The sequence below is a fragment of the Sandaracinaceae bacterium genome, from assembly GCA_016706685.1.
Lineage (GTDB): Bacteria > Myxococcota_A > Polyangia > Polyangiales > Houyiibacteriaceae > JADJJE01.
Genome location: JADJJE010000004.1, coordinates 85,889 through 107,042, shown reverse-complemented (window position 1 = coordinate 107,042; position 21,154 = coordinate 85,889). Strand labels below are relative to the sequence as shown.

At 69.4% G+C, this 21,154-nt stretch carries 18 protein-coding genes and 1 tRNA gene; 3 read left to right on the top strand and 16 right to left on the bottom strand.

All coding sequences use genetic code 11. The features are described from left to right. Positions 1-379: 379 nt before the first annotated feature. The 4 genes from IPI43_08315 to acnA are packed head-to-tail and all read right to left on the bottom strand — an operon-like array spanning position 380 to position 4,544. Positions 380-802: an acyl-CoA thioesterase gene (locus IPI43_08315; protein MBK7774130.1), complete on the bottom strand. Its 423-nt coding sequence runs from the start codon at positions 800-802 to the stop codon at positions 380-382. Continuing rightward, the gene (locus tag IPI43_08310; GenBank protein MBK7774129.1) at positions 799-1,572 is read right to left on the bottom strand and encodes a glycosyltransferase family 2 protein; all 774 of its coding nucleotides are present in this window, start codon (positions 1,570-1,572) and stop codon (positions 799-801) included. Before IPI43_08310 ends, IPI43_08315 begins: the two co-directional genes overlap by 4 nt. Next, positions 1,569-1,838 carry an acyl carrier protein gene (locus IPI43_08305; protein MBK7774128.1) on the bottom strand — a complete coding sequence of 90 codons (270 nt, stop codon included), beginning with the start codon at positions 1,836-1,838 and terminating at the stop codon, positions 1,569-1,571. The genes IPI43_08310 and IPI43_08305 overlap by 4 nt, the downstream gene beginning before the upstream one ends. Before the next feature lie 27 nt (positions 1,839-1,865). After that, on the bottom strand, positions 1,866-4,544 hold the full coding sequence (gene acnA / locus IPI43_08300; protein MBK7774127.1) for an aconitate hydratase AcnA: 2,679 nt from the start codon (positions 4,542-4,544) through the stop codon (positions 1,866-1,868). A 176-nt stretch (positions 4,545-4,720) separates the two neighbouring features. Here acnA and IPI43_08295 point away from each other — a divergent pair, with 176 nt between their 5' ends. From IPI43_08295 to IPI43_08285, 3 genes are all read left to right on the top strand, one after another. Then, positions 4,721-5,158, top strand: a complete 438-nt coding sequence (locus IPI43_08295) for a hypothetical protein (GenBank protein ID MBK7774126.1) — start codon at positions 4,721-4,723, stop codon at positions 5,156-5,158. Positions 5,159-5,265: 107 nt separating this feature from the next. Continuing rightward, positions 5,266-5,337: transfer RNA gene (locus tag IPI43_08290), tRNA-Cys, on the top strand. Between the two features lie 78 nt (positions 5,338-5,415). After that, positions 5,416-8,673: a sulfatase-like hydrolase/transferase gene (locus IPI43_08285; GenBank protein MBK7774125.1), complete on the top strand. Its 3,258-nt coding sequence runs from the start codon at positions 5,416-5,418 to the stop codon at positions 8,671-8,673. Between the two features lie 30 nt (positions 8,674-8,703). Here IPI43_08285 and IPI43_08280 read toward each other — a convergent pair whose 3' ends face one another. From IPI43_08280 to IPI43_08225, 12 genes are all read right to left on the bottom strand, one after another. Then, positions 8,704-9,930 carry an FAD-dependent oxidoreductase gene (locus tag IPI43_08280; GenBank protein ID MBK7774124.1) on the bottom strand — a complete coding sequence of 409 codons (1,227 nt, stop codon included), beginning with the start codon at positions 9,928-9,930 and terminating at the stop codon, positions 8,704-8,706. Positions 9,931-9,944: 14 nt separating this feature from the next. Continuing rightward, positions 9,945-10,955, bottom strand: coding sequence for a tRNA pseudouridine(55) synthase TruB (truB, locus tag IPI43_08275; protein ID MBK7774123.1), 1,011 nt, complete (start codon positions 10,953-10,955; stop codon positions 9,945-9,947). A 33-nt stretch (positions 10,956-10,988) separates the two neighbouring features. Further along, on the bottom strand, positions 10,989-11,975 hold the full coding sequence (locus tag IPI43_08270) for a DHH family phosphoesterase (protein ID MBK7774122.1): 987 nt from the start codon (positions 11,973-11,975) through the stop codon (positions 10,989-10,991). Further along, complete coding sequence (gene rbfA / locus IPI43_08265) at positions 11,972-12,385, bottom strand: 30S ribosome-binding factor RbfA (protein MBK7774121.1); 414 nt, start codon at positions 12,383-12,385, stop codon at positions 11,972-11,974. Before rbfA ends, IPI43_08270 begins: the two co-directional genes overlap by 4 nt. Positions 12,386-12,476: 91 nt before the next feature. After that, the gene (infB, locus tag IPI43_08260) at positions 12,477-15,266 is read right to left on the bottom strand and encodes a translation initiation factor IF-2 (GenBank protein ID MBK7774120.1); all 2,790 of its coding nucleotides are present in this window, start codon (positions 15,264-15,266) and stop codon (positions 12,477-12,479) included. After that, positions 15,266-15,877, bottom strand: coding sequence for a DUF448 domain-containing protein (locus IPI43_08255; GenBank protein MBK7774119.1), 612 nt, complete (start codon positions 15,875-15,877; stop codon positions 15,266-15,268). The genes infB and IPI43_08255 overlap by 1 nt, the downstream gene beginning before the upstream one ends. Positions 15,878-15,898: 21 nt before the next feature. Then, on the bottom strand, positions 15,899-17,611 hold the full coding sequence (gene nusA, locus IPI43_08250; GenBank protein MBK7774118.1) for a transcription termination/antitermination protein NusA: 1,713 nt from the start codon (positions 17,609-17,611) through the stop codon (positions 15,899-15,901). A gap of 26 nt (positions 17,612-17,637) precedes the next feature. Next, complete coding sequence (locus IPI43_08245) at positions 17,638-18,150, bottom strand: ribosome maturation factor RimP (GenBank protein MBK7774117.1); 513 nt, start codon at positions 18,148-18,150, stop codon at positions 17,638-17,640. 478 nt (positions 18,151-18,628) lie between these two features. Continuing rightward, entirely contained in the window at positions 18,629-18,949 is a 321-nt protein-coding gene (locus tag IPI43_08240; protein ID MBK7774116.1) for a hypothetical protein, read from the bottom strand. A 65-nt stretch (positions 18,950-19,014) separates the two neighbouring features. Continuing rightward, a complete protein-coding gene (locus tag IPI43_08235) occupies positions 19,015-19,176 on the bottom strand; it encodes a hypothetical protein (protein ID MBK7774115.1) in 162 nt (53 codons plus the stop codon). Continuing rightward, entirely contained in the window at positions 19,173-19,430 is a 258-nt protein-coding gene (locus IPI43_08230) for a hypothetical protein (protein MBK7774114.1), read from the bottom strand. The genes IPI43_08235 and IPI43_08230 overlap by 4 nt, the downstream gene beginning before the upstream one ends. Before the next feature lie 77 nt (positions 19,431-19,507). Further along, on the bottom strand, positions 19,508-21,136 hold the full coding sequence (locus IPI43_08225) for a L,D-transpeptidase family protein (protein MBK7774113.1): 1,629 nt from the start codon (positions 21,134-21,136) through the stop codon (positions 19,508-19,510). Positions 21,137-21,154 lie beyond the last annotated feature (18 nt).

Genomic DNA, 21,154 nt, shown 5'->3' with positions numbered 1-21,154 from the left:
CCCGGCAGGCGTCTCGAGGTTGCTCGGGTGCACGCGCAGTCGGCGCGGCGTCCTCGGCTCACGGGGGGGCTCGGCTGGGCTCGACGGAGTGGGACTGCGCCCGTCGAGTCCCGATGGACGCCCGGCGGGCCCAGTCGAGCCCTCCGCGCGCTCAGCGGACTCGCCGCGCCCCATTCGCGCTCACCTGGACGAAACGCGCCACCGTGGAGGGCGACGGGCGCCCTGGGCAGCGGGGGTGGGGGGGGCCCTATTTCAAGCGTCCAACGGACGCGCCGAAATGGGGGAGGCACCCGAGGGAGCGCCAGCGCGACCGGCCCCGCAGACCAGGGTGCCCGTCGCCCTCCTCACGATCACGCCTCCCTTCGAACCCCGGGAGAGCCTACCCGGGCGCCGCGAGCGCCGCGTCAATCCGCGCGATCATGTCCGGGGGCGTCGCCAGGTTGAGCTCCCCGCGGGCGTTCAGCGTGACCAGCACGGTGCGCGCCCGCGCGGCGCGCTTACCGCTGGTGAGGTTGCGCACTTCGTAGGCGATGCACAGGCGCTGCGTGTAGTCCTTGAACCAGGCGTCCACGCGCACGCGGTCGCCGTAGCGCAGCACGCCGGTGTGCTTGCACTGGGTCTCGCCCATGACCAGACCGTGGCCAAGTCGCATGATCTCGTGGTTGTCGAGGCCCACGTGGCGCATCAGCGCGGTGCGCGCGATCTCGATGTACTTGTAGTAGTGGCCGTGCCAGACGATCTGGAGCGAGTCCACGTCGTGGAAGGGAACCTCCAGCTCCACCGAGACCACGTGGTGCGTCATGACGGGAGCCTGCCGCGCGGGGAGCGCCCACGCCAGAGCCAGCCGAAGAGGAAGCGCATGATCTTGAGCGTCATGAGCCGCGAGTGCATCAGGCTGATGAGCACGTTGTCCTTGAACGCGTGGAAGTGGGACACGCCGCCGTCGTCGGCGCTCACGTAGCGCACGCGCGTCTCCACGTTGCGCGTGGGCACGCCCTCCCACACCAGGCGCACCGCGATCTCGGGGTCGAAGTCCATGCGGTCGCCCCACACGTGGACCTCGGCGCTGACCGGCAGCGGGTAGACGCGGAAGCCGCACATGGGGTCTGCGATGGCGGAGCCGCCCACCTCGAGGCGCGTCCAGAAGATGGTGATGCGCCGGCCCACCAAGCGCGCCTTGGGGGCGCTCTCGTCGAACACGGGCTGACCCAGGATGAGCGCCGTGGGTGCGTCTCGGGCGGCCTCGAGCATGCGCGGGATGTCCTCCAGCGTGTGCTGCCCGTCGGCGTCCACCTGCAGGGCGTGACTGAAGCCGGCGTCGCGCGCGAGGCGCAGCGCGTCCTTCACGGCGGCGCCCTTCCCGCCGTTGGCCGCGCGGTGGTGCACCGTGGCGATGCCCTCGACGCCCAGCGCCGCGATGGCCGCCCGCCCCTCCTCGGAGCTGCCGTCATCCACGACGATGACGTCCGGCACGTAGGCCCTCACCGCGAGGACGACGCGCCGGATGGTCACCGGGTTGTTGTAGGAGGGGATGACGACGCAGGGGCGAAACGCGCTCGGCCCTGCGCTCATCGGTTCTCGGCCACGAACGCGGCCAGCGTGGCCACCGAGCGGAAGACCGCCCGGGTGCCTTCGTCTTCGGCGCGGATCTTGACCCCGAACGCCTTGTCGAGCGCGATGGCCAGCTCGAGCGCGTCGATGGAATCGAGCCCCAGCCCCTCGTTGAACAAGGGCGCGTCGGTCTCGATCTGCTCGGGCGTCACGTCGTCCAGCATCAGCGCGTCGACGATCAGCTTCTTGATCTGGCTCTCGAGCTCGGGGTGCTTCGTGTCACTCATGGCGTGTTCCTGACTGGGCTCGCCCGCTCACGCGGTGGCGGCCATCTGCCGCAGCACGTACTGAAGGATGCCACCGTGCTCCAGGTACTCGACCTCTTGCGGGGTGTCGATGCGCGCCACGACCTCGAAGGTCTTGCCGGTGTCGGTGGTCACCGTGAGGCGCTTGCCCGGCACCAGACCGCTCGAAATGCCCGTGATGCTGAGCACCTCTTCGCCGGTGAGGCCCAGCGTCTCGCGCGAGTCACCGGGCTTGAACTCGAGCGGAATGACGCCCATGCCGATGAGGTTGCTGCGGTGGATGCGCTCGTAGCTCTCGGTGATGACGGCCTTCACGCCCAACAGGTAGGTGCCCTTGGCCGCCCAGTCGCGCGAGGAGCCGGTGCCGTACTCCTTGCCGGCGATGACCACCAGCGGGATGCCCTCGTCCTGGTACTTCATGGCCGCGTCGAAGATGCTCATCTGCTCGCCGTCGGGGAGATGGCGCGTGACGCCACCCTCGGTGCCGGGCGCCACGAGGTTGCGCAGACGGATGTTGGCGAACGTGCCGCGCATCATGACTTCGTGGTTGCCGCGGCGGCTGCCGTAGCTGTTGAAGTCGGCCGGGGCCACGCCATGCTCTTCGAGGTACTTGGCGGCCGGGCCCTTGCGGGAGATGGAGCCCGCCGGGGAGATGTGGTCGGTGGTGACCGAGTCGCCCAGCAGCGCCAGCACGCGCGCGCCCGTGATGTCGAGCGGCTTGGGCGGTGCCCCCGCGGTGACGCCCTCGAAGAAGGGAGGGTTGCGCACGTAGGTGGAGTCGTCGTCCCACTGGTAGCGGCTGCCCTCGGCGAAGGTGACCTCGCGCCACTGCGGAGGGCCCTCGAGCACCACCGAGTAGCGCTCGATGAAGTGCTCGCGCTTGACCGCGGTGCGGATGGCCTCGGTGACCTCGGCGTTGCTGGGCCACACGTCCTTCAGGAACACGTCCTTGCCGTCCTTGCCCTGGCCGAGCGGCTCGGTGGCGAGGTCGATGTCCATGCGGCCGGCCAGCGCGTACACCACGACAAGCGGCGGCGACGCGAGGTAGTTGCAGCGCGTGAGCGGCGACACACGCCCCTCGAAGTTGCGGTTGCCGCTGAGCGCGGAGACCACGCACAGGTCGTTGTCGCGGATGGCCGCCGTGATGTCGTCGTCCAGCGGGCCGCTGTTGCCGATGCAGGTGGTGCAGCCGTAGCCCACGATGTTGAAGCGCTGCGCGTTCAGGTCGTCCAGCAGGTCCGCCTGCTTGAGGTACTCGGTGACGACCTGCGAGCCGGGCGCCAAGCTGGTCTTGACCCACGGCTTGGTCTTGATGCCCAGCGCGTTGGCCTTCTTGGCCACCAGGCCCGCCGCCAGCATGACCGCCGGGTTGGACGTGTTGGTGCAGCTGGTGATGGCCGCGATGACCACCGCGCCGTTGCGCAGCTCGAAGGTCTCCGCGCCGCGCGTGATGGTGGCGCTCTTCTCGGGCGCGTTGGTGAACTCGGTCTGGGCCTTGAGGTACGCGGCCTTCGACGTGTCGAGCGGCACGCGGTCCTGGGGGCGCTTCGGGCCGGCCAGGCTGGGCACCACGGTGCTCAGGTCCAGCTCGAGCGTGTCCGTGAAGACCGGCTCCGGCTGGTCGGGCGTGTAGAACAGGCTCATCTCGCGCAGCACCTGCTCCGTGAGGGCCACGTGCGCGTCGTCACGGCCGCTGAAGCGCAGGTAGTTGAGCGACTCGGCGTCGACGGGGAAGAAGCCGATCGTCGCACCATACTCGGGTGCCATGTTCGCGATCGTGGCGCGGTCCGGGAGCGAGAGGCTCTCCATGCCGGTGCCGTAGAACTCCACGAACTTCTCGACGACGCCCTTCTTGCGGAGCATCTGCACGATGGTGAGCACCGCGTCCGTGGCCGTGGCGCCCTCGGGGAGCTTGCCGGTGAGCTTGAAGCCGATCACCTGCGGGATGAGCATGGCGATGGGCTGCCCCAGCATGCAGGCTTCGGCCTCGATTCCGCCGACGCCCCAGCCGAGCACGCCGATGCCGTTGATCATGGTGGTGTGCGAGTCCGTACCGACCAGCGAGTCGGGGTACGCCACCGTTTGATCGCCCACCTTACGAACACAGACCACGGGCGCGAGGTACTCGAGGTTGACCTGATGGACGATGCCGGTGCCGGGAGGAACGACGCGCATGTTCTGGAATGCCGTCTGGCCCCACTTCAGGAACTGGTAGCGCTCCTGGTTGCGCTCGAACTCCAGCTTCACGTTGTCGTCGAAGGAAGACGAGGTGCCGTAGGCGTCCACCTGGACCGAGTGGTCGATGACCAGATCGACCGGCTCGAGGGGGTTGATGCGGGCCGGGTCGCCGCCCATCTTGGCGAACTGGTCGCGCATGGCGGCCAGGTCGACCACGACGGGAACACCCGTGAAGTCCTGCAAGAGGACGCGCGCAGGCCGGAAGGCGATCTCCGACGAGGGTGCGGCGGCCGGATTCCACGAGGCCACCGCCTCGATGTCGGCCTTGGTGACCGTCTTGCCATCCTCGCAGCGGAGGAGGTTCTCGAGCAGCACTCGGATGGAGTACGGCAACCGGCGGATGTCTCCGTGGCCGGCCGAATTCACGGCGTCCAAGCGGAAAATGTCGATGGAGGCGCCGGCGACGTCGAGGGTCGTGCGGCTCTTGAAGCTGTCAACGGAGCGCGTCATGCGCGTTGCCTACCACGTCCGAGAACGCCGTTCTACCGCGATGTGCGCTCGATCATTTCACCCGAGAGGCCCTGAAAACGGGTTGGTACGTGTTTGATTTATGATATAGACGGCGCAACATCTAGTTGAACGTGGCCGCCTCAAACAGGAAACGTTCGAGAACAAGGATCAGCAACATGGCAGCTCGTAAGCGCGCAACGACCAAGAAGTCCGGTGGCCGGGGAAGCCCAGAAGCAATCGCGAAGCGCCGTACCGCGCGGCAACTCAACGCACTTCTCGAAGGTGGCACCAAAGAAGGTCCCAAGCTCGATGGTCGCACCGAGAAGCGTCGCAAGCGGCTCATCCAAGAGCTCAAAGACGGCAAGCGCGGTGAGGCGCTCAAGCCGGTGGAGGCCGTCAGCCACACCAACGAGCTGCTCGGGCTCGGTGAGACGTTGGCCTCGCTCAAGCGCCAGGGTGTGAAGCCCCGCAAGTTCGAGACCAACGCCGCCATCATGGAGGTGGTGCACGCCACGCAGTCCGCCTACGGCTACTCCGAAGACGCCTGGAAGATGATCGGCATCACCTTCGACGCGCCGGTTCCCGAGAAGAAGGCCAAGCGCGCCCGCAAGTAGTGCCCCGCCCGGGCGGCGGCCTCGACACGCCGCCGCCATGGGCGACACCTCCTCTGGGCATTTCGGGATGGACAAGCCGCCCGGCGGGCGCTAAACGTCCCCCCCACGGCGCCGTAGCCAAGTGGTTAGGCAACGGTTTGCAAAACCGTCACACACCGGTTCGAGTCCGGTCGGCGCCTCTAGACAGCACGCCCACACGACGCCCCAGGACCCAAATCCTCGGGGCGTCGTGTTTTCCGGCCCTCTGGCACCGCTGAATGACCGACTCGTCCCCCCAGCTCGATGAAGCCCCACGGCCGGCCCTCCGCTGCGCTGGCGTCGGCGTGTTGTTGGGGGCGGGCGCTGGGCTGGTCACCGCCATGGGGGACTTTGGTGCCCAGTGGCTATGGCTCCAGTTGTGGGGCGACCGCGCCGGCTTCCTGCTGCGCCTGATCGCCATCCAGCTGAGCCTCGGCGCGCTGCTCGGGGCTCTCGGCGGCGCCGTCGCGGGAGCCCTCGAGGCGCGGTTCGCCGCCCGCGCGGCCAACAGCGCGTCGCCGGCCCGCACGCTCGCCCGGCTGCGGCCACTCAGCGGCACCCTGCTGTTGGCGCCCGGAGCCGTGATGGTGGGGCAGCTGCTCTTCACCGGCGGCAAGATGTCCATGATGCCCTACCGCTCGGTCTTCGCCGGGCTGCTGGGCTTGGTGCTGGTCGCTGGTGTCTATGTGGCGCTGCGAGCGCTGCTGGCCATCGCGCAGGCCCCGCTCGCCCCGCGCGCGCGACGGCTGGCGGGGACGGGCGCCCTGTTGCTCTCGGGAATCCTGGCGAAGCTCGACCAGACCTTCCTGCCCAACCTCTACGACTACCTGCACGCGTGTCTGACGGTGGCCCAGGCAGCCCTCGCGGCGCTGGGGCTCTGGCTCCTGCGCGAGGACATCCTCCCACCCCTGGCGGGCCTGCGTCCTCCACAGCGCCGCGGCACACTGGCCAGCACGCTGGTGTTCGCCGTGGGGGCGTTGCTCGCAACGCTGCTCACCCTCGAGCTGAACCAGAACGTCCGCGTCGCCCTGGTGGACGCGCGCGCCTCCAACTCGCGCAGCGTGATGCTGGCGCTCGAGCCGCTGCTCGCGGTGTCGCGCCGTGACGCCAGCGACGAAGCCATCGCCGTGGCCCGCGCCCGTCGGGCCGAGCGCGACCGGAGCACGCGGCCGGAGGGCGACCAGGGCGCCCCCCCGCCTGCCTCCGCCGAGGCGCACGTCCTGCTCGTCACCATCGACGCCCTGCGGGCCGACCACTTGGGCGCCTACGGCTACACGGCGCGCGGCGACCTCAGCCCCGAGATCGACGCGTTCGCGGCCGAGTCCGTGGTCTTCGAGCGAGCCTACGCGGCGGCCCCGCACAGCAGCTACTCGCTGTGCTCGCTGATGGTCAGCCAGCACCTGCACCAGACCACGCGCCTCGAGCTTCCGCTTCCGGAGGCCACGCTGGCGTCCACGCTCGGCGAGTCGGGCTACGCCACCGCCGGCCTCTACACCCTCGGCATCTTCCACACCGAGGGCGAGAGCCTGCGCCTCTACGAGCACAACTCGCTCGGGTTCGCGCGCCACGAGCACGCCAACCTCGAAGCCGAGCTGCGCACGGACCTGGCGCTCGCCGAGATCGACCGCGTGGTGGCCGACGGCGAGCCGCCGAGCCTGCTCTGGACGCACTTCTTCGACGTGCACGAGCCCTACCAGGACACGCGCTACGGCACGTCCGACATGGACCGCTACGACGGTGAGATCGCGCACGTGGACCGCGCCTTTGGGCGGCTGTTGCGCGAGGCCCGCGCCCGCCTCAGGCGGCCCATCATCGTGGTGCTGACCGCCGATCACGGCGAGGAGTTCCGCGACCACGGCGGCGTCTATCACGGCTCCACGCTGTTCGAGGAGCAGATCCGGGTGCCGCTCATGGTGCACGCGCCCGACTACGCGCCGCGGCGCATCGGTGCGCCGGTGGAGCTGGTGGACGTGGCGCCCACCATCCTCGGCCTGATCGACGTGCTGCCCCCGACCACCATGCAGGGGGAGGATCTGCGTCCGTTGATGCGCGGCGACGTGAGCGACGTGGGCCCGGCCTTCGCTGCGGTCTCGCGCTCCCGCATGGTGGTGGACTGGCCCTACAAGCTGGTGGCCGACCTGCGCTTCAACACGTTCGCGCTGTACGACCTCGAGAACGACCCGCAGGAGCGCGTGAACCTCGCGAACGCCCAGCCGGAGCGCATCGAGGTGATGCGTGGCGAGCTCTACGCGTTCATCGACGCCCTGCAGCAAGCCGGCGCCACCACGCCGCTCAGCCCGCACGAGCAGGCGCTCGCTTGGGGCCGCATGAACGACCGGCGCGCCGTGGATCCCCTCAACGAGCTGCTCGCCGATCCGAACGCCACGCGCGAGCAGCGCTGTGAGGCTGCGCAGATGATTGGCCGCCTGTCGGACGAACGCTCGAAGCCGGCTCTGATGACGGCCCTCGAGTCCGACGACGCGTTGGTCGCCGCCGAAGCCGCCATCGCACTCGGCCGCCTGTTCGACCCGCGCGCCCGCGACGCCCTGCGCCGTCTGGTGCACGTGGAGGACGCCGATCTGCGCACCCGCGCCGCCGTGTCGCTCGCGCGCCTGCGTGACCCCGAGGCCGTCCCTGGCCTGCTGGACACCCTGCGGCTCACCACCGACACCTACGAGCGCGAAGAGTCCGTGCGCTGGCTGGGGCGCCTGCAGAACCCCATCGCGCTCGAGCCGCTCATCGAGCTGCTCACCGAGTTCCGCTTTCGCCTGCTCTCCATCATCGCGCTCGGGCACCTGGGCGACCAGCGCGCCTACAGCTACCTGGTGGACATCCTCGACTGGGAGACGCGCTCCAACGTGCGCGACGGCGTGGCGCGCAGCCTCGGGCAGCTGGAGGACGCGCGTGCGCTGCCGCTGCTGCTGCAGCTCACGGGACACGAAGCCGAGCTGACCTCCGCGCCCGAGTCGCTCATCCGGCTGAACGCGCTGCGCCTCGGGCTGGTGGGCGGCGTGGATCTCGACCGCGCCGCAGCGCGCCGCAACCGCACCATCGTGGAGTGCCAGGAGCACCCGCGGCTGCGGGACTGGGACTACCTCGCGCGCACCACCTGCGCGTCGCAGGCCCACGAGATGACGCTGCGCCTCGCCCTGCCCGCGAGCGTGCGTGCGCCCGAGCCAGGCGCCAGCGCAGAAGCTGGCGCGGCTCAGCCCGAAGAGGTGGTGGTCATCCTGCGCATTCGGCGCGTGGGTGAGGGGGCGCCCTTCCCGGTCACGCTCGCCATCGAGGCCGCCCGTGACGTGGCGCCGCTGCCCGACCTGCAGGGCGAGGTGGCCTCCGACTGGCGTGAGATGCGCGTGCGCGTGCCCCGCAGCTCGCTGGTGGGCACGTCCGCGCGCGCCGTCATCCGCGCACCCGAGGGCGAGCGCGTGGAGGTGGACCACGTGCTGCTGGTGCCGTTGCTGTCTCCGGTCACCCCGCCCACGCCCAGTCACTGAGGCGGGCACGGCTTGCCGGGAGGTGGAGTGTCAGCCGCCCAGCAGCTGGTCCACCAGCGCGCGCGCCTCCACGATGTTGTCCTCGATGGAGCAGTAGGTCCACGATCCGTAGCGGCCGAGGCTGTGCACGCCGTGCTCGCGCAGCAGCGCCTTCTTCTCGGCCACGTCGCGCAGCGAGTCCACGGTGATGTGCACGTACGCGGGGTTCATCACCACGTGGTGCTTCGAAACCAGCTGGTGCCCGTCGACGAGGCCCACGCGCTCGAGGTCGCGCAGCACCGCCGCAAGGCTCTCTTCGGCCACTTGGTCGTCGACCTGATCGTGGGCCCTCCGCCCGAGCTCCACGTAGAGCGACATGCGGTCGGACCCAAAGATGTTGTCGTAGAAGCCCACGCGATAGAACGAGACGTCGCGCTGTGGGAAGTACACCCAGTGATAGCCGGGCGGCCCCTTGCGATCGAAGCCCAGGTTCCACACCTCCACCTGATTGTAAGAGTAGATGGTGGGGTCGTGGTGCACGCCAGCGAGACGGAGCAACGCGTCGAAGGGGGCCGAGCTGATCAGGTGCTCGAAGCGGATGTCGCGCCGCGTGGTGGTGGCCACCTTGGCCGCGAGGTCCACGGCCAACAGCCGCTCACCCAGCGCCACGCGCGCCTCGTCCACTCCGCCGAGCAGCGCGTGGACATACTGGATGGCGCCGCCCTCGGGGTACGTGAACGTCGCGTTGTAGCTGCGGTTGTCGCTCTTCCGGAAGCCCGCGATGATCTCGCTGAGCTCCGCGTGTGGGAAGAAGCGCCCCATGGCGTCCACGTCCAGCTTGCCGAGGTCCGTGGCGTAGAGCTTCTCGTTGTACGGGATGAGAAACTTCTCCGCGATGCCGCGCCCGAACTTGGCGTAGAGCATCTCGAGGAAGCTGTCCGGCACGCGCTCTTCGCGGAAGTAGAGGTCGTGCAGACACTCCAGGAACTCGTCGAGCGGCAGCTGGTGGATGTTCTTCTGGAACGGAAAGTCCACCATCTTGCCGGCGTAGTAGACGCGGCTGTCCTTCTCCACCTTGAGGATGCGCTGGTCGCGCATGCGGGCCACCAGCTCGGCCTCGATCTCCGGATGGCGGAAGTGGAAGAAGTGCCCCGAGTAGTCCCACACGAAGCCATCTTGCCGGACGGTCTTGCAGTAGCCACCCACCTCCCGGTCGGCCTCGAGCACCAGGTAGCTGCGCTCCTTGCCCAGGCGGTCCGCCACGGCCAGACCGCTCATCCCCGCGCCCACGATCAGGTAGTCAACGTGCTCCACTCGGCCTCCTGGCTGGGTTTCGCGGGGAACCCCCGCACCACGTACAAGCGGTCGTCGCGGCGCTCCACCAGCGCCACCAATTCAGCCGCTTCGTCGAGCAGCGCGAACACGGGCACCGCGGGCACCTCGTCCCACGAGGTCACGGGCGAGAGCGCCTCGAGTGACAGGGGGCGTCCGAAGCGCAGCTCGGCCACCGCGGCAGGACTCACCTGCAGCGCACCCAGCGACAAAACGGCCTCGGACAGCGGACGAACGGCGGCGCGCGTGGCGACCTTGCAGGCGTCGTCGTGCACACCCGCCAGCAGCGCGCCATCGAGCGCACCCTCCACGTCGAAGGCCCCGTTGCGGGTGCGCCGCAGCTGCACCAGGTGCCCCACGGTCCCGAGCGCCAGCGCCAGGTCGCGCCCCAGCGAGCGCACGTAGTAACCCTTGCCCGTGTGCAGCGCGAGCGTCACGTCGAGCGCGCCCTCGGGGTCATTCAAGACCGGCTGAAGCGCGTGCACCTCGAGAGCATGGCAGACCACGTCGCGAAACGGCGCGTCCACGGTCTCGCCCGCACGCACGCGCTCGTGGAGCGCCCGCCCCCCCACCTTGATCGCGCTGACGTCCGGTGCCTGCTGCGACAGCGTGCCCACGAACGTGGCGGCCACCTCGCGCACGCGCTCGAGGGTGAGCCCCTCCGGCACGCGCACACGCTCCAGCACCTCGCCCTCGGCGTCCAGCGTGCGGGTGCCGCGACCCAGCCGCAGCGTGGCCTCGTAGCGCTTGTCCTCGGCGCCCAGGTGCGGCATCAGCTTGGTGCCCTGCCCTACTCCCAGCACCAACACACCGCTGGCCATCGGGTCGAGCGTGCCCGTGTGGCCCACCTGTGACGTGCCCAGCACCCGGCGCGCCCACTGCACCACGTCATGCGAAGTGGGCCCGATGGGCTTGTCCACCACGAGCAAGCCGTCCACGGGCGCGAGCTTCGGGGGGCGCGGCTTGGCCACGGGTGTCCCTTCAGCTCGCTCGACCAGAGCGCGTCAGCACGCTGGCCCCAAGATGGCGAGCGCCTCACGGCGGATGCGCACGGCCACGGTGTCGAGGTCTTCGCTGCACTGCGCGCCCGCGGCGTTACGGTGGCCGCCGCCGCCGAGGGCCACGGCGATGAGGCTGATGTCCGCGGTGCCGCGCGAGCGCAGGCTGATCTTGGTGTCGAGGGCGCCGTTGTCCCCAGGCCACTCCCACAGCAGCGCCGCGATCTCGACCCCGCGAAGCATGCGCCCGTAGTTGACCATGCCCTCCACCATGTCGTCGTTGGCGCCCACGTCGGCCAGCATCTTGCGCGTGACGCGCAGCATGGCGAGACGCCCGCAGTCGGACACCACGAGCGTGTCCAAGATGGACGCCAGCAGCTTCATGCGCGGCTGCTCCCAGCCTTCGAAGAGCTCGTACGCGGCTTCCCACGGGTCGGCGCCGGCCTCCAGCAGGTCGGCCCCCAGGCGCAGCGTCTTGGGCTTGGTGGCCGGATAGCGGAAGCCACCCGTGTCCGCCACGATGGCAGCGTAGAGCGGCGTGGCGGCGGCGCGCGGGAGCGGCCAGACCCCCAGCTCACGGGCCAGCGTGGCGATGACTTCGCCCGTGGAGCAAGCCTCCGTGTCGCGCAGCTTGAGGTCGCCCACGTCATCGTGCGCAGCGTGGTGGTCCACGATGATGAGCGGCCCGCGCACCTCGTGCCCCGGCAGCCCGTCCGGCAACAGCGACTTGGCCGCGGTGTCCATCACCCAAGTGGAGTCGAAGCGCGCGCCGGCAGGCAGCTCGCGCACGCGCGGCATGCAGTCCGCCAGGTAGTGCAGCGGCAGCGACAGCTCGTCCGGCACATACAGCGTGGCGTCCTTGCCCAGCTCCTGGAGCACGGCGGCAAAGCCCAGCGCGCTGCCGAACGCGTCGGCGTCGGGGCGGCGATGACACGCAACGAGGAAGCGCTGGCCTTCCTGGACCATACGCACCGCCTCGTCGATGCCCTTCACGGCTCGTCCTCGACGGTGTTAGGCAGCTGCGCGCCTGCGCCGGCCTCACCCTCGGCGGCTGCCGCAGCCTCGGCCACCTCGGAGTCGGCCCGGATCTCGGCGAGCACGCTCTCGATCTGCAGGGCCGAGTCCATGACGGAGTCCCAGAAGAACTGGAACGCCGGCGTGTACCGCAGCCCCAGCTTGGCGCCCACCTCGCGGCGGATGAAGCCGGCCGCGTGATCGAGGCCCTTGACCACCTCCACGCGCCGCTTCTCGTCGGAGGGTTGGAGCGTGCGCACGTAGACGCGGGCGTGCCCGAGGTCGTCGGTGACGCGCACCTCCGACACCAGCACATCCTTCACGCGCGGATCGCGGATGGCGCCGCGCAGGAGCAGCTCCATCACCTCGGCCCGGACGCGCTCTGCCACGCGAACGCTGCGTTTCTGCTCTGATCGTGGCATCGCCGTCTCTCAAGGGTGTGCCCTGACGGGCAGAGATGCAAAGGCGAGGACCGGCGCCCTAGAGCGTCGCCTCGATCTGCACGAGCTCGTAGGCCTCGATGATGTCGCCCTCTTGCATCTCGTTGAAGCCGGCCAGGCCGATACCGCACTCGAAGCCGGTGCCGACCTCCTTCACGTCGTCCTTGTGGCGACGGAGAGAGGCCACGTCGCCGCGGAAGAGGACCTCGCCAGCCCGGACCACGCGCGCCTTGCCGGTGCGCAGGATCTTGCCGTCCAAGACCATGGAGCCTGCGATGGTGCCGGCCTTCGGAATGGTGAACACCATTCGGACCTGCGCCTTGCCGAGTTCCTTCTCGATGTAGTTGGGCGCCAGCAGCTTCCGCATCGCCGCGCGCACGTCATCGAGCGCCTCGTAGATGATGGAGTAGTTGCGGACGTCCACGCGCTCTTTCTTGGCGATGGCCGTGCCCTTGCCCTGCGGCCGCACGTTGAAGCCGATGACCATGGCGTTGCCACCGGCCGCCAGCATGATGTCGTTCTCGGTGATGCCACCGACGCCGCTCAGGATGATGTTGACCTTGACCTTGTCGGTCGTGAGCGCCAACAGCGACTTCTTGAGCGCCTCGAGCGAGCCCTGCACGTCGGCCTTCAAGACCAAGCGCAGCTCCTCGACGTCGCCGCTGTTCATCATCTTCTGGAACTCTTCGAGCCCGCGCGCGCCGGACATCTGGGCCTGGATGGGCTTGCCGCCGGCCTTCTTGTACGACTCCGCGACCTCTTGAGCCTTCTTCTGGTTCTTGACCTGGTAGATCATGTCGCCAGCGGAGGGCAGGTCCTGAAGACCCAGGATTTCGACGGGCGTCGCCGGACCAGCGACCTTCACGATGCGCCCGCGGTCGTCCATCATGGCGCGGACGCGGCCCCAGGCCTGACCCGCGACCACGTAGTCACCCGGCTTCAGCGTTCCGTCGCGCACCAGCACGTTGGCCACCGGACCGCGACCGCGGTCGAGCTTGGCCTCGAGCACCACGCCCTCGGCGGGGATGTTCACGTTGGCCTGGAGGTCCAAGAGCTCGGCTTGGAGCAGCACGGACTGCAGCAGGCGCTCGATGCCGAGGCCCGTGTGCGCGCTGGTCTCCACGAAGATGGTCTCGCCGCCCCACTCTTCCGGCTGCAAGCCGAGCGAGGCGAGCTCGTGCTTCACGCGCTCGGGCTGGGCGTCTTCGCGGTCGCACTTGTTGAGCGCCACCACGATGGGCACCTTCGCCTGCTTGGCGTGGGTGATGGCCTCACGCGTCTGCGGCATGATGCCGTCGTCGGCCGCCACCACGAGGATGACGACGTCGGTGGCGTCTGCGCCGCGAGCGCGCATGGCGGTGAACGCCTCGTGGCCCGGCGTGTCCAGGAACACGATGCTGCGGGCCTCGCCTTCCAGCATGACCTCCACGCGGTAGGCACCGATGTGCTGCGTGATGCCGCCGGCCTCGCCCGCGGCCACCGTCTCATTGCGGATCTTGTCCAGCAGCGAGGTCTTGCCGTGGTCGACGTGGCCCATGACGGTCACGACGGGGGCACGCAGGGCCCGGTCCGACTCGAGGTTCTCGAAGTCACCACGCGCATCGCCGACGATCTCGTCCTCGGTGCGGGCAACGTTCTCGACCTCGTAGTTGAACACCGACGCCAGCAGCGTGGCGGTGTCCGCGTCCAGCGTGCTGTTGATGTGCACGTTGGTGACGCCCTGCTGGATGAGCTCCATGAGCACATCCGTGGCCTTGAGGCTCATGCGCTGAGCCAGCGTCTGCAGCTGGATCTGGTCCTCGATGCGGATGATGCGCTTCTGGGCGCCGGGCAACGAGGTCTCGAGCGGGCGCAGCCGCTTGACCGTTCCGGGCGCGCCCGGCTTCGGACGACGAGCGGGGCGAGCCGGCGGACGACCGGCCGGACCGATGCTGGAGCGGTTGACGATCTTACGACGCGTCTGGGTCTGCTGCTGCTGGTGCTGCGCGACGATCTTGCGGCGCTTCTCGTCGGAGACGGTGAGCGAGCTGGTGGCCACGGTGTTGCCACGACGCGTGACGCCCGGCGGAAGGTGGGTGTGCGCGAAGCGCTCGGACGTGCTGGACGGAGCCACGGACGAGCGATCGTCGCTCATGCCCTCGAGCTCTTCCTGGGTGGGCGCGGGCACCTTCACGGCGACCGTCTCGCTCTCGGCGCGCAGCTCGGAGCGAGGCACCACGCGGGCGGGGGCGTCGTCCGACTCGGACGCCACAGGCCGGCGCACGGGCTGGCTGGGGCCACGCTGATCGCTCGGGCGCGGCGCACGAGGCGCCTCTTCCGGCTGGCTTTCGGCGCGAGGTGCCGCCACGGGGCTGGCTTCGGCGCGGCGCACCGGCGCCTCGTTTTCCTCGGGATCACGGCTCGGGGTGCTGGCGACGGGCACGCTCTCGGGTGCCTTGGCCTCGGCGCGGGTGGGCTCGGCCTCCACACGCGGCGCAGGGGCGGCCTCGGCGCGCGGGGCCTGCTTCACGACGGCTGCGGCAGGACGGGGCTCGCTGGCCATCGGGACGGCAGGGCGGGCGATGCGCTCCTCGACCTGTGGCGGCGTGGCAGCGGGCGCCTCGTCAGCCCCAGCTTCCTTCTTGCGCGTACGGCGAACCACGGTGGGGCGAATTCGCTCCTCGACCACGTTCCCGGCGTTTTCCTTGTCGATTGCGCGACGGATTTGCTCGATCTGGAACTGCTCGAGGACGCTCATGTGATTGCTCACGGGGATCCCCAGCGTCGAGATCCGCCGCATGAGCTCCTTGTTCTCGATCCCGAGCTCTCGCGCCACTTCGTAGACTCGCACTAACCTTCGTCCTCTCTAAGTGCCCGTATTCTCGCAGCCGCCTGAGCAAACTCAGCAGCTACTCCAGCGTCGAGGAGGGCGAGCACACCGACCTCATCCTTGCGAAGCAACGCGCCGAGCGCTGCCTTGTCGCCGAACACCACACACGCGGTGCCCAAGCGCTCCGCGGCTTTCTCAATCTCGAACCTTCGTCCTGCGGCGTCGTGTGCCACGACCAGCAACGGGATGCCACCCGCGCGCATCGCTTCCCGCACGGCATCCGTGCCCAGAACGAGCTTGCGACTGCGATACGCGGCCATCAGGAGGCTGCTGGCACGACGCTGCTCGAACGCCACCAGGGCGGCCACGATCGCGTCGAGGTTCAGGTGGACCGGCTGCTTGGCCGCCCGGGCAAAGCCACCCCGAGCGATGGCCCGCTCGAGGCAAGCCCGCGTCGGGTGCACCGAGGCCCCCTTCCCGCCCAGCCGCCGTCCCGGATCAGGGGCAACGTATGGAGGGGTGGGACCCAACGCGAAGCGCACGAGGTCCTGCCGCTCGGCCTTCTGCCGGCAGCCCACGCACATCCTTTCGGGGTGCGTCTCGGGTTCCTCGTTCGCTTCCTGGGCGTTCATGGATACCGCGTCGCCTCGAGGCTACGCGTCCTGCACTTCGTCGTCGTCGTCGTCGGCCGAGTCGGGGGTGGCCGGTGCTGCCGAAGCAGCCTTCTCGGCCGCCGCCACGGCAGCCTTGTCGGCCGCCGCCTTGCGGGACTTGGCGCGGTTGGCCTTGATGGTGGCCTCGAGCTGGGCCCAGGGACCCTTCACGAACTCCTCCACGCCCTGCTTCAGCTCCTTGGCGTAGGCAGCGTCCAGGCCGGCCTGCAGCGCGAAGCGGTCCACGTCGGTCTCGCGCAGGATGGCCTGGAGCGAGCCGTAGCCGCCGGCGTCCAGCGCGTCGACGATGCGCTGCGACACACCCGGCACGAGCAGCAACTTGAGCTTGTCGTTGGGGACCTCGTCGCCCTTGGCCAGCTCCACCATGCGCTCCTTGCGCATGGTCTCGACCTCGACCTCGGCCAGGCGGCGCAGCTCTTCGGCGTCGGTCACGCCCTCGATGCCGGCCAGCTCTTCGAGGCTCGCCTCGGCGACCTCGTCCAGGGTGCGGAAGCCCAGGCGGTAGAGGGTGCGGCCGAGGTTGGCGTCGCCCACGCGACCGAGCACCTCGATGGCCTCCTCCTCCATCTGCTTGAAGCGAACCTCGCTCACGATGTCGAGGCGCCACTTGGTGAGCTGCGACGCGAGGCGCACGTTCTGGCCGCGGCGACCGATGGCGAGCGAGAGCTTGCTGTCGGGCACCACGAGCTCCATCGAGTGGTTCTGCTCGTCGATGACGACGCGCGACACGTCGGCGGGCGCGATGGCGTTGCACACGAAGCGCGCCGGGTCGCGGTCGAACGGCACGATGTCGATCTTCTCGCCGCGCAGCTCCTGCACCACGGCCTGCACGCGCGAGCCCTTCATGCCCACGCACGCGCCCACGGGGTCCACGTCGCTGTCGCGGCTGCTGACCGCGATCTTGCTGCGAGCGCCCGGCTCACGAGCCGCGGCCACCACGCGCACGATGCCCTCGAAGATCTCCGGCACCTCGCGCTCGAAGAGCTTCACCAGCAGGCCCACGTCGGTGCGCGACAGGATGATCTGCGGGCCACGCGCCTCGCGGTCGATGCTCTTGAGGAGCGCCTCCACGCGGTCACCCGGGCGGTAGCTCTCGCGCGGGGTCTGCTCGCGGCTCGGCAGCACGGCCTCCACGCCGTTGCCGAAGTCCACGATGATGTTGCTGCCGCGCTCGAAGCGGCGCACCACGCCGGTGACGATCTCGCCGATGCGGTTCTTGTAGTCGTTGAACACGCGCTCGCGCTCGGCGTCGCGCACGCGCTGGATGATGACCTGCTTGGCCGTTTGCGCTGCGATGCGGCCGAAGCCCTGGCGCTGCTGCGAGATGCCCAGGAGGTGCCCGAAGAGGCGGTCCTGCTCGCGGGCGCGCTCCATGTCACCGGCCAGGTAGAAGATCTGGAAGCCAAGCTCCTCGCCCACCTCGGCCTCGAGGCCGTGACGCTCCGCGTCCTCGGTCGAGATCTCGAGCTCGGGGTCGTCCACCTCTTCGACCACGGTCATGTACTGGAAGAGGTCGACGGCGCCGCTCTCTTCATTGTACCGCGCCTCGAGCTCACGGTCGGGGCCGAAGGTGCGCTTGGCCGCGGTGAGGATGGCCTGCTCGGTGGCCTCGACCAGCACGGAGCGGTCGATGCCTTTCTCCTGGCTGACCAAGTCGATGACGCTTGAAAGAGACATGTTGCCCTGACTCATGACATTCCCTGCTGCCGACGCGCGGCTCAGAACCGATACACAAGGTTGGCTTGGGTGATGGACTCGAAGGGGATGCGCACATCCGCCCCGCTCACGTTCAACTCAACGAACTCTTCTTCGCCCTCGGCGCGGACCAGACCGCGGAGGACTCCCTGGAACTTGCGCTGCTTGGTGGGCCCGAACGGCACCAGCGTGCGCAGCGCGACCTCGCGACCGGCGAAGCGCTCGAAGTCGGCGGGCTTGACCAGCGGCCGCTCGATGCCGGGCGAGCTCACCTCGAGGTGGTACATCGGCGGCATGGCCTCTTCGTGCACGTCCATGGCCGCCGACACGTCGCGGCTCACGTCGGTGCAGTCGGTCAGCGTGATGTCGCTGCCGTCTTTGCCGTCGGCGCGCGCGCGGTCGATGGTGATGCGAATCACCGAGGCCGACTTCTGGGGCACATGGCGCACCTCGACCAGCTCTACCCCGTGGGCCAGGCAGACCGGCTCGATGATGGCTTCGAGCGTGGTGATGAGTGCGTCGGTGCGTTTGGACATGGTGGACTGCCGATCGAGACCGGCACCGAAGAACCCCCAGAAATGCGAAAAGGGCGGACCCGGGAGTCCACCCTTGCAAGGATTCTTACAATGGCGGCCGGAAAGTACCACTGTGGTGGGGGCCGCGCAACCTCCTCCTTGGGTCGGCTGGGTCCACCGGGCGCTTGCGGGATCGATCGGCCGGGGCGGGGCGGGGGTCGCGGCGGGCACGGACGCGCTGGCGCGTCCTGTCGGGTCCTCCCTAAAAGCGGCACTTCGCGCTGCGCGCTGCGTTTGCTTTTGGGGGTCCTCCCCACGCCCTTGCTGACCCCCGCCCCGCCCCGGCCCTTGTAGGGCCTGGACCCGCGGTGGGCTGGCCGGTGGCTCCCGTCGGGCGTGGCGGCCTCCTCCGCGTGGCGGAGGGGGGTGGCCGTGGGGGCTCGACTGGGCTCACGTGGGCTGGCTGGGGCGCGCTAGGGCTACTCGCTGGCCGCAGGGCTCAGTGCGAAGCGCTTTGTTGGCCTGCCCGCATCTGGAGGACGACCCCGACGGCGGCGGCAGCGGCACCGCCTACTGCCTTCTGGACCGCCGCGGCTCCCGAATCCACGGAGCAGATGCAGCCGTTGGTGTACTCGCCCATGTGAACCATGCCTGCGAAGTAGAGGCCGTCTGCCTCACACTTCTGTCGGCAGGTGGCGGCGCCGCCTTCGACGCGAGCGGAACCGGTGAAGGATGTGGCGCATCCCCCATCGACGGTGAGCGACATCAAGAGAGCGAGCGGCAACATCGCTGCCGCGAGTGAGTTCCACAGTCCTTGCATGAGGCCGACGCTATCACGGACGCGAATGCGGGCTCAACACCGGAAGGGACTTGGACGCGTCGCGATCAAGCCAGGAGCTGGGTCAGGGCGGTGAAGTGCTGGTCCGCGTAGTGGCCTAGCGCCGAGAGGGCGTCGGCGACTTCGCTGGGGTCGAGCTGGCCGAGGGGGTATTCGACCGAGAGGACGATGTCGAGGTCGTCGTCGATGGAGAATTTGGCGAACATCAAGACGTGGTTGAGGCGGAGGAGCTCGTTGTAGAGCTTGGCGGCGTGGATGCCGTCCTCGGGGTCTTGAGGAGGGGGACGATGGCGAAGGTGACGTAGCCTTCGTGGGTGCGCACCAAGAGGGGGAAGGTGCGGCCGGCGGCCTTGAGGTGGGCGCGCCAGGTGTCGTTGGCGATGGGGGTGGGCTCGTAGCCGAGGGTGCGGAGGTGGTCCGCCAAGTTTCCGCGGTCGATGCGCGCAGCCGTGCCAGTCGTCATGGAGTCACCTTGGGGGGACTCTACGCCAGACCTCTGGTGGTGCGTGGACTTTCTGTCAGTGGAGGCTGCGGTGCTGCTCAGCCGAGCGGGGTCTCGCCGTGGACCCAGACGTAGGTGGGCGCGGTGTCGGCTTCGCCCTCCGGGGCCCAGACCGAGTGCCAGCCGCCGGGGAGGCCAGGGGTGGTCCAGTTGAAGAGCCAGCGTGAGTCGGCGGGCGACATGTTCACGCAGCCGTGGCTCTTGGTGCGGCCGAAGTTGTCGTGCCAGAAGGCCGTGTGGAAGGCGAAGGAGCGCCAGAAGTACTGGACGTAGGGCACGTCTTCGATGCTGTAGGGGCCGTCCACCACGGTTCCGTCGCCGTCCATGGTGTTGGTGATGTGCTTCTCGCGAATGCGGAAGACGCCTGTCGGGGTGTGGTGGTCGTGGTCTTCGTCGCCGCGGCGCTTCACACGGCCGGACGAGATGAGCGTGACGTACATGGGGCGATCGCCGTCGTAGGCCACCAGGGTCTGGTTCTCGAGGTTGACCTCGATCCACTTCACGCCAGCCGGGATGCGGGCTTCGCGCTCGATGCGGTCTACCTTCATGACCTGGTCCGCGCGGTAGTAGAGGCCCTCGGCGGTGACGTAGTACAGGCGGTTGCCCACGGTCTCTTCGCGCGCGATGGCGAAGGAGTCCCGGTGGTACATGCGGCGGGCGCGGCGCAGGCGGCCACGCTCGTCCATGGACTCGGCGTTGATGCCCTGGCGGCGCGAGATGAAGCCCACCGGGAGGGTGGTGGTCTCGTCCAGCGCCAAGCCCGCGAAGGTGCTGCCGGGGCGCGTGGTGATGGCGCGCGCGGGGACGAAGAGCGAGCTCTGCGTGCGCCAGTAGCTGCGCGGGCCGGAGCGGATGCGGCGGTCGAGGCTCACCCAGAAGCCGCGCATGGCCCGGTGGTGCACCACGCCTTCGCCGCGCAGCGAGTCCAGCGTGACGGGCTCGGGCTCTTCCTCGGGGAGCACCTCGGTGCCCTCGGCGACCGCCACCGGAGGGGTGGGGGTCGCCTCCACGGGAGCAGCCGGCGTGGGCGGTTCCACGGCGGCCGGAGTGGGCTCCGCTGCGGCCTGGGCGCTGCCGCCCTCGCTCGGCGCGGTGGTGTTGCCCTCGGTGCCCTCGGCCCCTTCGGGCGCGGGCGGACGCCAACCCTCGTGCTCCATGGCCTCTTCATCCGTGGGCGGCCGCCGGTAGACCGGGACCTCGCTGCGGATGTAGCCGAACTCGTAGGGCAGCGGGTCCGCCATGCGGGGCTGGCGGAAGCGCACCTCGGGCAGGCGGTCTCCGTCGAACGCGATGACCTCGCGCCGGTTGCAGACGAAGCCGCCCGTCTCGAGCTCGTACCAGCCCGCCGGGCAGTCCGTGAAGCCCACGGGAGCCGCCGTCTTGGCGTTCAGCACCGAGCCCGCGCGCATGCGTCCGATGCGCGTGGCCGTCTCGGCCGGGCTCTCGCGAATGGCCACCACGAAGCGCTGCGCGAAGATGCGCTTGGGCGTGGTCCCTGCCGTGGCGCCGCCGTCCTCGGCTCCGCCGTCTTCCGCGCCGCCGTCTTCGGCGTCGGCCTGCCCGGCTGCCGTCGGATCGCCTGCGGCAGTCTCGGTGGAGCCGCTGGTCTCTTCGGTGGCGTCTTCGCTGGCCTGCCCACCGCAGCCCGTGCCCACGCATGCGAGCATCAGCCAGAGACCGGCCCG